This is a genomic window from Streptococcus oralis (genome assembly GCF_001579025.1).
Classification (GTDB): domain Bacteria; phylum Bacillota; class Bacilli; order Lactobacillales; family Streptococcaceae; genus Streptococcus; species Streptococcus oralis_X.
Window position 1 is genome coordinate 490419 of the sequence record NZ_KQ970235.1, and the last position, 12967, is coordinate 503385.

A 12967-nucleotide genomic window follows, 5' to 3' on the forward strand; every position below is an offset into this window, starting at 1 on the left:
GAAATCATGTAGATAAGTGTTCCAATACCGGAAGCGAAGAGAGCAACCGATACGGGCATTCCCAAAATCAAGGGAACGAGAATGGTTGCGCCAAACATGGCAAATACGTGCTGGAAGCTTAGAAGAATACCTTTACCAGCAGAAGGACGTTGATCAACGTCTAGTAATAAGTCAACAGTTGATTCCTGTTTCATAAAAACCTCACTTTTGGGCACCAAAAAAGAGCCCATTATTTTGCAGCAATAGGCCCTCAGAGTAAGACTTTTTAAAAAATAGCTATCTTTTAAAAATTTATATAAATCTGCGTCTTTGTCACCTCACGGGATGACATTAAAAACCTTTGCTTGTGATAGTATAGCAGAAAAAAATGATTTTGTAAATCATTTTTTCCCGAGCCCGAAAATAAGAGAGCGAGGTTGATTTTGTAAATCATTTTTTCCCGAGCCAAGAAATAAAAAAGCGATGCGAACTTTGTAAACATTTTTTACTAAAAAATTTAAAGTGGACGTTTATTAGGCATGCCAGCCTTACGTGGATATTTATTTGGGGTTTCTTTTTTCTTTTCGACCACAGTGATGTAGCGCGGATCTCCATTTGGTAGGGCGTAGCTGAGGTTGTCCTCTACCTTGCTAAAGAGGAGGTTGAGAGCATTCTTGGCTTCTAGCAATTCCTCAGGAGCATTGCTGGCCTTGAGTGCCAATAGTTTGCCACCGACTTTAAGATAGGGAATGGTCAGCTCAGACAAAACCTGCATACGGGCAACCGCACGAGCCGTCACCACATCAAACTGGGCACGGAAGTTCTTGTCTTGGGCAAAGTCTTCTGCCCGTCCATGGTAGAAGTGAACACCATCCAAATCCAACTCCTGAGCCAAAAGTTGAAGGAAGTTAATGCGCTTATTGAGCGAATCAATGATGGTCACATCTAACTGAGGATAGAGGATTTTCATGGGTAGACTAGGAAATCCTGCCCCCGCTCCGATATCAAGAAGTTTGATAGTTTCATTTGAAATCAAGCCTTGCAGAATAGGTGCAATCGAATCATAAAAATGTTTGAGATAAACTTCTTCCTTGTCTGTAATAGCGGTCAGGTTAATCTTTTCATTCCACTCGACCAAGAGTTCAAAATAGCGTTCAAATTGGTTCTTTTGCTGGTCCGAAAGTGGAAGATTTTGCTCAGCTAGTAGGCTGTAAAAAGTTTCTGGTTTCATAGTAGTTTCCTTCTCTAGTATCATCTTATTTTACCATATTCGTTAAAATTTTGATATACTGGTAGTAATCTAAAAGCAGAAAGGAATAAGATTATGACTTGGATTATTCTTGGAGTTTTGGCTCTGATTGTTATTTTTGTGATTGTTAGCTATAACGGTTTGGTTAAAAATCGTATGCAGACCAAGGAGGCTTGGAGCCAGATTGATGTTCAGTTGAAGCGTCGTAATGATCTCCTCCCAAACTTGATTGAAACAGTCAAAGGCTATGCCAAATATGAAGGTTCTACCTTGGAAAAAGTGACAGAACTTCGTAGACAAGTAGCCGCAGCAACTTCACCGGCAGAAGCTATGAAGGCCAGTGATGCCCTTACCCGCCAGATTTCTGGTATCTTTGCAGTAGCAGAGAATTACCCAGACTTGAAAGCTAGTGCTAACTTTATCAAATTGCAAGAAGAGTTGACCAATACAGAAAATAAAATTTCTTACTCTCGCCAACTCTACAACAGTGTTGTCAGCAACTACAATGTAAAACTTGAAAGTTTCCCAAGCAACATCATCGCAGGACTATTTGGCTTTAAAGCTGCAGACTTCCTTCAAACACCTGAAGAGGAAAAGGCAGTTCCTAAAGTTGACTTTAGCGGATTAGGTGACTAAGATGTTGTTTGATCAAATTGCGAGCAATAAACGAAAAACCTGGATTTTGTTGCTGGTTTTCTTCCTACTCTTGGCCTTGGTTGGTTATGCGGTTGGCTATCTCTTTATGCGTTCAGGTCTTGGTGGCGTGATTATTGCCTTGATTATTGGTCTTATCTACGCTCTGACCATGATCTTTCAATCGACAGAGATTGTCATGTCTATGAATGGGGCGCGTGAGGTTGATGAGCAAACAGCACCAGACCTCTACCATGTAGTAGAAGATATGGCCATGGTCGCTCAGATTCCCATGCCGCGTGTTTTCATCATTGAGGATTCTTCTTTAAATGCCTTTGCAACAGGTTCAAACCCGCAGAATGCAGCAGTCGCAGCAACATCGGGTCTTCTGGCAATCATGAATCGCGAGGAGCTAGAAGCTGTTATGGGGCATGAGGTCAGTCATATCCGAAACTACGATATCCGCATTTCGACCATTGCTGTTGCCCTTGCCAGTGCCATTACCCTTCTGTCTAGTATGGCAGGACGGATGATGTGGTGGGGTGGCGCAGGTCGCAGACGGAGTGATAATGATCGCGATGGAAATGGTTTGGAGATTATCATGCTTGTTATCTCTCTCTTAGCCATTGTTCTAGCACCTCTCGCAGCAACCTTGGTGCAACTTGCCATTTCCCGTCAGAGGGAATTTCTGGCGGATGCATCCAGTGTGGAGCTGACTCGCAATCCTCAAGGGATGATCAATGCCTTGCGTAAGTTGGAGGATAGCGAGCCGATGCATCACCATGTTGACGATGCCAGCAGCGCTCTTTATATCAATGATCCCAAGAAAGGTGGCGGACTTCAAAAACTCTTTTATACCCACCCACCTATCTCAGAACGGATTGAACGTTTAAAACATATGTAGAAAAAATGGCTCTTTGTCAACTGTAGTGGGTTGAAGAAAAGCTAAAATAAGCTCCATAATATCCATAGGGGATTTACCCACTACAAATATTATAGAGCCGAAAAATATTTGAAGCAGGTGGATAGAAGAAATCACCTGCTTTTTTCTCGTCTTTTGAAAATGATGGACATTTTGAGGATAGTATAGTAGATGAGGGTTTTGATGTAGATAAAAACGTTCAGACACAGAGGATGATTGAGGCAGTGCGAGATGCACTATCAAAATTAAATGATGAAGAAAGAGAAATCATTGATAGACTTTATTTCAATGATGAAACTATTCGTTTGGTAGCTGAAATGAAAAAAATATCTCATCCAGCTCTCATAAAGAGAAGAAATAAGATATTGGAAAAGCTAAGAGAGCTGCTGAAAGAATTTAGATAGTAATGAGAAGAAGCGGGCAAAAAAATTTTTGTCTGCTTCTTTTTAGATATTGCAATCTTTCAACTGTTATGCTATAATAATAACAGTTAAAACACAAATAACAGTAGGGGGTTGATGATGAATATACAGATAAATAATTCCAGTGATGAACCAATATATCTGCAAATAAAAAATCAAATTAAAGCACAAATCATTTCTGGAGATTTGAAAGTGGGAGAACAACTACCTTCGATAAGATTCTTAGCGAAAGAAATAAGAGTAAGTATGTTAACTGCAAAAAGAGCTTTTGATGAATTAGAGTTAGACGGGTTTATAAATTCGGTACAAGGAAAAGGTAATTTTGTTGCAGCACAAAATAAAGAACTAATTCGAGAAGAATACTTAAAGAAAATTGAATCGAAGCTTCAAGAAGTAGTTGAACTTTCAGAAATTGCAGATGTATCCAGTGATGAATTGATAAAAATGTTAAAGAGTTATGTGGAGGGTGAATATGAGTAAATATGCTATTGAAATTAAAGATTTAGTAAAAACATTTGACAGTTTTAAACTAGGACCGGTAAATCTTACTATTCCGAAAGGAACAATAGTTGGATATATCGGACAGAATGGAGCTGGTAAAAGTACAACTATAAAATTGTTACTTGGGCTTTTAAGAAAAGATTCTGGCGATATAAGACTTTTAGATGAGGAAAATCCTAATAGTGTTGAACTGAAAGATAAACTTGGAGTGGTATTTGATGATTTGTTAGTGCCGGAAGAAATGACATTAATCGATGTTGAAAAGTTTTGTCATAGAGTTTATTCAAAATGGGATAAAAAGCAGTTTTATGGATTCGTTGAAAAATTCAATTTACCACATAAAAAGATGATTAAAAACTATTCTCGTGGTATGAAAATGAAACTTTCAATGGCTGTTGCTTTATCTCACAATGCTGAACTTTTGATTTTAGATGAAGCAACAAGTGGGCTTGACCCAATTGTAAGAGAGGAAATCTTGGATTTGTTATTAGATTTTATGCAAGATGAAAATCATACAATTCTTATTTCTTCCCATATTTTATCTGACTTAGAAAAAGTGGCAGATTACATTGCTTTTATTCACAATGGAAAAATCTTATTTATGGAAACAAAAGATGAGTTAAAAGAAAACTACGGTATATGTACTTTATCCAATGAAGAAGTAAATAACATTGATGAAGAAGCCATTGTAGGAAGAAGAATACATTCTTTTGGGCAAGAGTTACTTGTTAAAAAAAGTCTTGTACCTGATGGTATCAAGTTACAAAAACCGTCAATTGAGGATATTATGATTTACATTGTGAAAGGAGTGAGACAATAATGACATCATTAATTTTGAAAGATATAGCTACTTTAAAAAAGACATTATTATTAACGGTTACTATCAGTATTGCACTGGCTGTATATGGAATTTATGAAAATGAATTGTTTATGGTTCCGTTAATATGTGTAATGATTCCGCTCATACTTACTGCAATCGCCTTTGGCTATGATACAAAATCAAATTTCGAACAGTTTGCATTTTCGATGCCAATAAAAAAGATCAGTTATGTGTTGAGCAAGTTTTTCTTTGCATTTGCCTTTGGTTTGGTTGGTTCAATCTGCATTTTTGTACTGTTGATGACAAAAAATCAAATGTCATTGGATAATATAGTGTTTATTTCTTTAATTACATTAGCTGCTAGTATACTTATGTCTGCCATTCAATTACCATTTATTCTTAAATATGGTGCAGAAAAGGGTAGAGTCATTATGGTAATCACTTATTTCTTAATATTTGCTTTATCAACACTGTTAAAAGAAAAGTCAAATTTTCTTGCAGAACTAATGGAGATTTTTAGTAAGAATTCTATATCAATGATTTGCTTTGGAATTTTAGTTGTAAGCATATTAATCATAGGGCTTGCAGTAAAATTGTCCGTTATGATTATGGAGAAAAAAGAATACTAGTTATAAATTATTTAATTTGTAGTTAAGTGGCAGAGATGGAAAAACAATTTTTTCCTTAATTGTCAAGTCAAGTGCAACAAAGTTGTTCTTCTGATTAAGTGAGTATCTTTCAAGCTGTTTGAGTTAGCTCAAACAGCCCACAGAATCCAGAGCTCGTCTCTGGATTTTTGCTATGTTTAAAATCTAAAAATCTTGTAAATCAACAACTTCCAAACCATTTTCTGTTAAACGATAGATACTCGTACAGACCTCTTTTAAGAAGCGTCTGTCATGCGAAACAGTGATCAGACCGCCTGGATAGGAGGCAAAGAGTTTTCTAATTTCGGGTTGAGAAGTGGGAGAAAAGTTTCGTGTGGGCTCATCTAGAAGGAGAAAGTTTGGTTTGCGCAAGACTAAATCCAAAAGTAGGAGTTTACCTTGTTGCCCACCAGATAGGGAGCGGATTTGGTGGTGCATCTCTGGATAGCTGAAATTGAGACTGGCTAGGTGAGATTGGATTTTCTGTAGTTCCTCTTTTCGTCCAGTTTGACTGAGGTAGGCTATTGGAGATAAATCCAATTGCAGTTTTTTATGGTAATCTTGTGGCATGAAACCGAGCGAAATCTCTCTTTTGGCGCTGAGCAGTTGTTGAAACTTGGCTAACAGAGTTGATTTCCCAACACCATTTGGCCCGATGATACCGATTTTATCTTGGCCACGGACAGTGAGTTGTATCCCCTGAACTAAAATGCGCTCGCCAATGGATAAATTTTCTTTTTCCAGTTGGATTAAGACTTTAGAAGCCGGTAATGGTTGGATGTCTGAAAAGAAAAGTTGGATTTGTTCCTCTTCAAGTGGTTTTTGGGTCATGGACTGAGCTTCCTTTTCAAAGCGTTTTTCTTGAGAGAGAACAGTTTTCATCTTTTTAGCCAATAGGCGACCGGCAGTACTGTCTTTGGTAGCTCGAAGTACAGTTTCTACATTTTGCTTGACGCGACGATGCTTTTCCATGGTTTTGTCATAGGCTCTCTGGTCGTTAGCAGCTTGCTGACTTTGCCTTGCAAAACTAGCCTTTCTCTGCTCACTATAGCGATCATAGTCTAAATGCTCGACTAGCGTTTCCGCTTCTTTCCGATGCTTGACCAGCCGCAAGTGGACAATAGTATCTGCCGTATGAGAAAGAAAGTCTTCATCATGGGAAATGAAAATAACAGTTTGCCTAATCTTTCGAATCTGCCTTTTTAGCCAATCAACCGTCTCAAGGTCAAGGTCATTTGAAGGTTCATCTAAAAATAGAATCTCAAAAGGTTTTGCTAACTCGTGAATGAGCTGAATTTTCAAAGCTTCGCCCCCTGATAGACTGCCAATTTCTTGGTCGCTAGCAAAACGGTCGCTATCAAAGCGCAACTCCTCCGCCAAACGATAAAGAATACTGTAGTCTAAATCAGCAGAATCCAAAAACAAGTAGTCGTGTAGAGTCCTATTTTTCAGAATTTCAGGGATTTTTTGAGGAATGTAGGCCAGTGATTGAAGGTCAGACTGGATGTCGCCCCTGATAGTAAAATCAGATAATGCTTCTCCCATTAAAGCTCGTAGTAAAGTCGATTTACCATTTCCTTCTTCACCAATAATAGCAACCTTTTCCCCGTCTTGGATAGTCATGGTTAGGTCAGATACAAGATCTCGTAGATCTTTGTTTTGCGTGATAGTTAGATGATTGATTTTTATCATATTGTTGCCCTTTCTAGAATGTCGATAGTGCATAACAAAAAGCTCTACTTTATCTAGTAGAGCCCAAAGTCACTGTCAAAACTCTATTATCCTCGTTGAAAAACTCGTCAAACTAGCTTGGAGTTGCCTAACCCAACCCAAGAGGAGCATAGCTTTCTAGTTTTTTGATTTTCAATGGGGACAAGATACTAGAAAATCTAGTATGAAAAGAGCACACAAAAAGAGACAAAAACAAGATCTACTAAATAAAGATTCTTTATTTGATAGATTAGTTGTTCATGTCTCCCTTACCTCCGAGTATTAGTATCTCTATCCTATACCATTCAGGAAATTTTGTCAATAGAAAACAAGTAATTTCAAGCTCTAAAATCCAAAAACAGGTCCATAGAGAGTCAGTACGTGTTTGACATGTTCGTAGTGGAACTTGTCATAGTTACGCCAAGCGGTGCGTGCTGAGTCGTTTAGTTTTAGGCTCCCCAGTCCGATCAGTAGACTGGTACGTTGGTAAAATTTCTCAAGGTCGATTAAGATACTGTTGTCAAGCTTTTCCGCTTTTTTAAGTTCCTTGAGAGTGCTGTTCAGCAGTTCTTGTAGACGGAAATCATCGGCTGTACCTTGTTTGCAGCTTTGGTAGCTTTTATTTAACTCGGATAGGAGTTGGTAAGCTTCAGTGATGAGTGCTTTGTCTTCCATATGAACATCCTCCTTGCTCTGATGTATTCTTACCTATAGTATAGCACTAATAGGAAGGTTTGTCATAGTAAATATGTTAAAAAATGAGATTTTAATATCAAAGTTTGGAAAGCTGACTTATAGCCTTTTCATGGTATAATCAAGTGAGTACATCTTTATGGAGGAAATATGAAGTTAAATATTCAAGAAATTCGTAAGCAACCTGAAGGCCTGCATTTTGAACAAGCTTTAGACCTTGTCGCAGACTTGCGTAAACGGAATCAAGAAATTTTAGATGTCAAAGATATCTTTGCAGTGGGAAAGGTGCAGTACGAAGACCGTCTGTATTTCTTAGACTATCAGTTGTCATATACCATTGTTCTTGCTTCCAGTCGTAGTATGGAACCAGTTGAGTTGGCTGAGTCTTATCCAGTCACAGAGGTCTTCATGGAAGGAGCGACCAACCAACTGGACCAGGAAGTTCTTGATGATGACTTGGTCTTGCCTATCGAAAATGGGGAAATTGACCTTGCTGAGAGCGTAGCAGATAATATTCTGCTCAATATCCCAATCAAGATCTTGACGGCAGAAGAAGAGGCGGGCCAAGGTTTTGTGTCAGGAAATGACTGGCAAATCATGACTGAAGACGAATATCAAGCCCAACAAGCAGTCAAGAAAGAAGAAAACAGTCCATTTGCTGGCTTGCAAGGACTATTTGATGGAGACGAGTAGATGGTTTTATCGAAGAAACGTGCCCGTCATGTCATTGAGGAGATAATTGCCCTTTTTCCAGATGCTAAGCCTAGTCTTGATTTTCGCAATCATTTTGAACTACTGATTGCGGTCATGCTATCAGCCCAGACCACAGATGCAGCGGTAAATAAGGCCACACCAGGTCTCTTTGCTGCCTTTCCAACGCCCCAAGCCATGTCTGTAGCAACTGAAAGTGAAATTGCTTCACACATTTCTCGCCTGGGACTGTATCGAAATAAGGCTAAATTCCTTAAAAAATGTGCCCAACAGTTACTAGACGATTTTGATGGTCAAGTCCCTCAGACTCGAGAGGAATTAGAAAGTCTAGCTGGTGTTGGTCGTAAAACAGCAAATGTAGTATTGAGTGTGGGCTTTGGAATCCCAGCCTTTGCAGTGGATACTCATGTGGAGCGTATCTGTAAGCACCACGATATCGTTAAAAAATCAGCTACGCCACTTGAAGTAGAAAAACGTGTCATGGATGTTCTGCCACCAGAAGAATGGTTAGCAGCCCACCAGGCCATGATTTACTTTGGACGAGCTATCTGCCATCCCAAAAATCCAGAATGTAACCACTATCCCCAATTATATGATTTTAGCAATGTTTAAGGGGACTTTGAAAAAGTTTTTGCTTGATTTTAAGGGTGCTTTGTGCTATAGTAAATGGTAACTAAATAGTCCTTTAAACCTGTCCCGTGAGGCAGGCAAGGAGCGCGATAAAGTAGAAGGGTGAAGTCTATACTGTTTACAGTAGGGCTCGCTTGGCTATACATTTCAAGTCTCCTTGTAGAAGGAGACTTTTCTTTTTGGAGGTTTGTCATGAAGGCAAAAGAAGTTGTAGACGAATTGACCGTCAAACGCGCGATTACGCGAATTACTTACGAGATTATTGAGCGCAATAAAGATTTGAATAAAATTATCCTAGCTGGGATAAAAACGCGTGGTGTTTTCATCGCTCATCGTATCAAAGAACGCTTGGAGCAGTTGGAAAATATCACTGTTCCTGTTGTGGAATTAGACACCAAGCCTTTCCGTGATGATGTTAAAAGCGGAGAAGATACTTCTTTGATTTCTGTTGATGTGACAGACCGTGAAGTTATCTTGGTGGATGATGTACTCTATACAGGCCGTACCATCCGAGCTGCTATTGATAATATTGTTGGCCATGGTCGTCCTGCGCGCGTGAGTCTTGCGGTGCTAGTTGACCGTGGACATAGAGAATTGCCTATCCGTCCAGATTACGTTGGGAAAAATATCCCAACCAGTCGTTCTGAAGAAATCATCGTAGAGATGACAGAACTTGATGGCCAAGACAGAGTTCTGATTACTGAAGAAGCTTAGAAAGCTGAAGGAGTAGCCATGTCAGAAAATCAACAAGCATTGAACCATGTGGTTTCCATGGAAGACCTTACAGTTGATCAAGTGATGAAATTGATCAAACGAGGAATCGAGTTTAAAAACGGAGCCCAACTTCCCTACGAGAACAAACCTATCGTGTCTAATCTCTTCTTTGAAGATTCTACACGAACACATAAGTCTTTTGAAGTGGCAGAGATCAAACTAGGATTGGAGCGACTGGACTTTGATGTGAAGACTAGCTCAGTCAATAAGGGTGAGACACTTTATGATACCATCTTAACCTTGTCTGCGCTTGGTGTAGATGTCTGTGTGATTCGTCACCCAGAGGTCGACTATTACAGAGAGTTGATTGCGAGTCCGTCGATTACGACTTCCATCATCAATGGTGGAGATGGTTCAGGTCAACATCCTAGTCAGAGCTTGCTTGATTTGATGACTATTTATGAGGAATTTGGTCACTTTGAGGGGCTCAAGGTTGCTATTGCAGGCGACTTGGACCACTCACGCGTTGCCAAATCCAATATGCAGATTTTGAAACGCTTGGGAGCTGAACTGTTCTTTGCAGGACCTGAGGAATGGAGAAGTCAAGAGTTTGCGGACTATGGACAGTTTGTAACTATTGATGAGATTGTTGATCAGGTGGATGTTTTGATGTTACTCCGAGTTCAACATGAACGCCACGAAAGCGGAGCGGTCTTTTCAAAAGAAGATTACCATGCTCAACACGGTTTGAACCAAGAACGCTATAATCGCTTAAAAGAAACAGCAATCATTATGCATCCTGCTCCAGTGAATCGAGATGTGGAAATTGCTGACCACTTGGTTGAAGCGCCAAAATCACGCATTGTCCAACAAATGACCAATGGTGTCTTTGTTCGAATGGCAATCTTAGAATCCGTATTGGCGAGTAGAAACGCCAACTAAAACACAAGACGTTAAAAGACGCCAGTGAGCGTCCACGAGAGGTGAAAATATGACAAAAAGACTTCTAGTATTAGAAGATGGCACAGTTTTTGAAGGCAAGGCCTTTGGAGCAGATATTGATGTAACAGGCGAAATCGTCTTTAACACAGGGATGACTGGTTACCAAGAATCCATTACAGACCAGTCTTATAATGGACAAATCTTGACCTTCACTTATCCTTTGGTGGGAAATTATGGAATTAATCGTGATGATTACGAATCCATCATTCCAACTTGTAAGGGAGTTGTCGTTTTCGAAGAAGCGCGTCGAGCTAGCAACTGGCGCAACCAAATGACGCTGGATGAATTTTTGAAAGCTAAGAAAATTCCTGGTATTTCAGGGATTGATACGCGTGCACTTACTAAGATTATCCGTAAGTATGGTACTATGCGTGCAACCTTGACCCATGTTGGAGACAGTATGGACCATGTGACGGACCAGCTCCAAGCAACAGTCTTGCCGACAGATAATATCAAGCAGGTTTCTACTAAAACGTCCTATCCAGCTCCTGGAGTTGGTTTGAGCGTGGTGCTAGTGGACTTTGGTCTCAAGCACTCAATTCTACGTGAACTTTCTAAGCGTAATTGTAACGTGACGGTTGTTCCGTATTCAACAACGGCAGAAGAAATTCTCCACCTTAATCCTGATGGAGTTATGTTGTCAAATGGTCCAGGTAACCCAGAAGACGTTCCAGAAGCACTGGACATGATTCGCGGTGTGCAAGGGAAAATTCCAATTTTCGGTATTTGTATGGGACACCAACTCTTTGCTATGGCAAACGGTGCTAAGACCTACAAGATGAAATTTGGTCACCGTGGATTTAACCACGCGGTACGTGAGATTGCTACAGGACGCGTAGACTTTACCAGCCAAAACCACGGTTATGCAGTTAGCCGTGAGGACTTGCCAGAGCATTTGATCATTACCCACGAAGAAATCAATGACAAGTCAGTTGAAGGAGTTCGCCACAGATACCAACCAGGTTTTTCTGTACAATTCCACCCAGACGCAGCTCCTGGTCCACACGATGCTAGCTACCTCTTTGACGAATTTATCGAGATGATGGAAGCTTTTAAACAAGCAAACTAAGAACGAGTAAAAGCTCGTCGGAGAATTTATTTAATGGCAACCAGAGAGTTGCCGAATAGAAAGGAGAAGATACATTGTTCGCGGAAGTGAACACGCCCTAAGAACTGTGTGAAAAAGATAAACATCGTCTTGACGCTAAAGGCGTCTGCACCGAGTTTCCTATTTTCACTGTGTTCTTTACGGGCTTTGTATCATAAACTATGCCTAAACGTACTGATATTCAAAAAATTATGGTGATTGGTTCTGGTCCGATTATTATTGGTCAGGCTGCTGAGTTTGACTACGCGGGGACCCAGGCCTGCTTGTCTTTGAAAGAGGAAGGCTATGAGGTCGTCTTGGTGAATTCAAACCCTGCCACTATCATGACGGACAAGGAGATTGCGGACAAGGTCTACATCGAACCGATTACACTGGAATTTGTGACACGTATTCTCCGTAAGGAACGCCCAGATGCTTTACTTCCAACTCTTGGAGGTCAGACAGGGCTCAATATGGCCATGGAATTGTCTAAAAACGGCATCCTAGATGAGCTTGGAGTAGAGCTTCTAGGTACTAAATTGTCTGCCATCGACCAAGCAGAGGACCGTGACCTCTTTAAACAATTGATGGAAGAATTGGAACAACCCATTCCAGAATCTGAAATTGTCAACACAGTCGAAGAAGCAGTTGCCTTTGCAGCGACAATTGGCTACCCAGTCATCGTTCGACCAGCCTTTACCCTAGGTGGTACTGGTGGTGGTATGTGTGCCAATGAGGAAGAATTGCGTGAAATCGCTGAAAATGGGTTGAAATTGTCACCTGTTACCCAATGTTTGATTGAACGTTCAATCGCTGGTTTCAAGGAAATTGAATACGAAGTCATGCGCGATTCAGCTGACAATGCCCTCGTTGTTTGTAACATGGAAAACTTTGACCCAGTTGGAATTCACACAGGGGACTCTATTGTATTTGCCCCTGCGCAAACCATGTCAGACTATGAAAACCAAATGCTTCGTGATGCCAGCTTGAGCATCATTCGTGCCCTCAAGATTGAAGGTGGATGTAATGTTCAACTAGCCCTTGATCCCCATAGCTTTAAGTACTATGTTATCGAAGTAAACCCGCGTGTATCCCGTTCGTCAGCCCTTGCTTCTAAGGCGACGGGTTATCCGATTGCCAAATTGGCTGCTAAGATTGCCGTAGGTTTGACCTTGGATGAGGTTATCAACCCGGTTACAGGTTCAACTTATGCTATGTTTGAGCCAGCCCTCGACTACGTCGTTGCC

The 12967-nt window shown here is 40.4% G+C and carries 15 protein-coding genes and 1 pseudogene; 12 read left to right on the forward strand and 4 right to left on the reverse strand.

All coding sequences use genetic code 11. The annotated features are described in order from the left end of the window. Window positions 1–194: solute carrier family 23 protein (locus SORDD27_RS02240; RefSeq protein WP_330997314.1), on the reverse strand; the 194-nt coding region annotated here is incomplete at its 3' end. 302 nt (window positions 195–496) lie between these two features. After that, a complete protein-coding gene (gene rsmG / locus SORDD27_RS02245; protein ID WP_000801953.1) occupies window positions 497–1210 on the reverse strand; it encodes a 16S rRNA (guanine(527)-N(7))-methyltransferase RsmG in 714 nt (237 codons plus the stop codon). 93 nt (window positions 1211–1303) lie between these two features. Here rsmG and SORDD27_RS02250 point away from each other — a divergent pair, with 93 nt between their 5' ends. The 6 genes and pseudogenes from SORDD27_RS02250 (at window position 1304) to SORDD27_RS02275 (ending at window position 5155) form a co-directional block, all read left to right on the forward strand. Beyond that, window positions 1304–1864, forward strand: coding sequence for a LemA family protein (locus SORDD27_RS02250; protein WP_000219838.1), 561 nt, complete (start codon window positions 1304–1306; stop codon window positions 1862–1864). Window position 1865: 1 nt separating this feature from the next. Further along, entirely contained in the window at window positions 1866–2765 is a 900-nt protein-coding gene (htpX, locus tag SORDD27_RS02255; RefSeq protein WP_061427083.1) for a zinc metalloprotease HtpX, read from the forward strand. A 60-nt stretch (window positions 2766–2825) separates the two neighbouring features. Then, window positions 2826–3187 (forward strand): annotated as a pseudogene (locus SORDD27_RS02260) (RNA polymerase sigma factor). A gap of 117 nt (window positions 3188–3304) precedes the next feature. Further along, window positions 3305–3685, forward strand: a complete 381-nt coding sequence (locus SORDD27_RS02265) for a GntR family transcriptional regulator (protein WP_001025497.1) — start codon at window positions 3305–3307, stop codon at window positions 3683–3685. Beyond that, window positions 3678–4526, forward strand: a complete 849-nt coding sequence (locus tag SORDD27_RS02270; protein ID WP_061427085.1) for an ABC transporter ATP-binding protein — start codon at window positions 3678–3680, stop codon at window positions 4524–4526. Before SORDD27_RS02265 ends, SORDD27_RS02270 begins: the two co-directional genes overlap by 8 nt. Then, complete coding sequence (locus SORDD27_RS02275) at window positions 4526–5155, forward strand: ABC-2 transporter permease (RefSeq protein ID WP_061427087.1); 630 nt, start codon at window positions 4526–4528, stop codon at window positions 5153–5155. Before SORDD27_RS02270 ends, SORDD27_RS02275 begins: the two co-directional genes overlap by 1 nt. Window positions 5156–5338: 183 nt before the next feature. Here SORDD27_RS02275 and SORDD27_RS02280 read toward each other — a convergent pair whose 3' ends face one another. Further along, a complete protein-coding gene (locus SORDD27_RS02280; protein WP_061427089.1) occupies window positions 5339–6898 on the reverse strand; it encodes an ATP-binding cassette domain-containing protein in 1560 nt (519 codons plus the stop codon). Window positions 6899–7228: 330 nt separating this feature from the next. Continuing rightward, a complete protein-coding gene (locus SORDD27_RS02285) occupies window positions 7229–7558 on the reverse strand; it encodes a hypothetical protein (protein ID WP_061427091.1) in 330 nt (109 codons plus the stop codon). 168 nt (window positions 7559–7726) lie between these two features. Between SORDD27_RS02285 and SORDD27_RS02290 the strand changes: the two genes are divergently transcribed. From SORDD27_RS02290 to carB, 6 genes are all read left to right on the forward strand, one after another. Beyond that, window positions 7727–8269, forward strand: a complete 543-nt coding sequence (locus tag SORDD27_RS02290; RefSeq protein ID WP_061427093.1) for a YceD family protein — start codon at window positions 7727–7729, stop codon at window positions 8267–8269. Continuing rightward, complete coding sequence (gene nth / locus SORDD27_RS02295; protein ID WP_061427095.1) at window positions 8270–8899, forward strand: endonuclease III; 630 nt, start codon at window positions 8270–8272, stop codon at window positions 8897–8899. A gap of 210 nt (window positions 8900–9109) precedes the next feature. Further along, window positions 9110–9631 (forward strand): bifunctional pyr operon transcriptional regulator/uracil phosphoribosyltransferase PyrR, encoded by a 522-nt coding sequence (pyrR, locus tag SORDD27_RS02300; RefSeq protein WP_049485335.1) that lies wholly within the window; start codon window positions 9110–9112, stop codon window positions 9629–9631. Between the two features lie 18 nt (window positions 9632–9649). Then, window positions 9650–10573, forward strand: a complete 924-nt coding sequence (locus tag SORDD27_RS02305; protein WP_001293854.1) for an aspartate carbamoyltransferase catalytic subunit — start codon at window positions 9650–9652, stop codon at window positions 10571–10573. A gap of 49 nt (window positions 10574–10622) precedes the next feature. After that, entirely contained in the window at window positions 10623–11702 is a 1080-nt protein-coding gene (locus SORDD27_RS02310) for a carbamoyl phosphate synthase small subunit (protein WP_061427097.1), read from the forward strand. 200 nt (window positions 11703–11902) lie between these two features. Continuing rightward, window positions 11903–12967 (forward strand): carbamoyl-phosphate synthase large subunit (gene carB / locus SORDD27_RS09595; RefSeq protein WP_081103377.1); only part of this gene is annotated, 1065 nt, incomplete at its 3' end.

Excerpts from the sequence above, each read along its gene's own strand:
- pyrR (WP_049485335.1), top strand. The coding sequence starts at position 9,110 with ATGAAGGCAAAAGAAGTTGTAGACGAATTGACCGTCAAACGCGCGATT.
- SORDD27_RS02285 (WP_061427091.1), bottom strand. The coding sequence starts at position 7,558 with ATGGAAGACAAAGCACTCATCACTGAAGCTTACCAACTCCTATCCGAG.
- SORDD27_RS02250 (WP_000219838.1), top strand. The coding sequence starts at position 1,304 with ATGACTTGGATTATTCTTGGAGTTTTGGCTCTGATTGTTATTTTTGTG.
- SORDD27_RS02290 (WP_061427093.1), top strand. The coding sequence starts at position 7,727 with ATGAAGTTAAATATTCAAGAAATTCGTAAGCAACCTGAAGGCCTGCAT.
- SORDD27_RS02275 (WP_061427087.1), top strand. The coding sequence starts at position 4,526 with ATGACATCATTAATTTTGAAAGATATAGCTACTTTAAAAAAGACATTA.
- SORDD27_RS02265 (WP_001025497.1), top strand. The coding sequence starts at position 3,305 with ATGAATATACAGATAAATAATTCCAGTGATGAACCAATATATCTGCAA.
- SORDD27_RS02280 (WP_061427089.1), bottom strand. The coding sequence starts at position 6,898 with ATGCACTATCGACATTCTAGAAAGGGCAACAATATGATAAAAATCAAT.
- nth (WP_061427095.1), top strand. The coding sequence starts at position 8,270 with ATGGTTTTATCGAAGAAACGTGCCCGTCATGTCATTGAGGAGATAATT.
- htpX (WP_061427083.1), top strand. The coding sequence starts at position 1,866 with ATGTTGTTTGATCAAATTGCGAGCAATAAACGAAAAACCTGGATTTTG.
- rsmG (WP_000801953.1), bottom strand. The coding sequence starts at position 1,210 with ATGAAACCAGAAACTTTTTACAGCCTACTAGCTGAGCAAAATCTTCCA.
- SORDD27_RS02305 (WP_001293854.1), top strand. The coding sequence starts at position 9,650 with ATGTCAGAAAATCAACAAGCATTGAACCATGTGGTTTCCATGGAAGAC.
- SORDD27_RS02270 (WP_061427085.1), top strand. The coding sequence starts at position 3,678 with ATGAGTAAATATGCTATTGAAATTAAAGATTTAGTAAAAACATTTGAC.
- SORDD27_RS02310 (WP_061427097.1), top strand. The coding sequence starts at position 10,623 with ATGACAAAAAGACTTCTAGTATTAGAAGATGGCACAGTTTTTGAAGGC.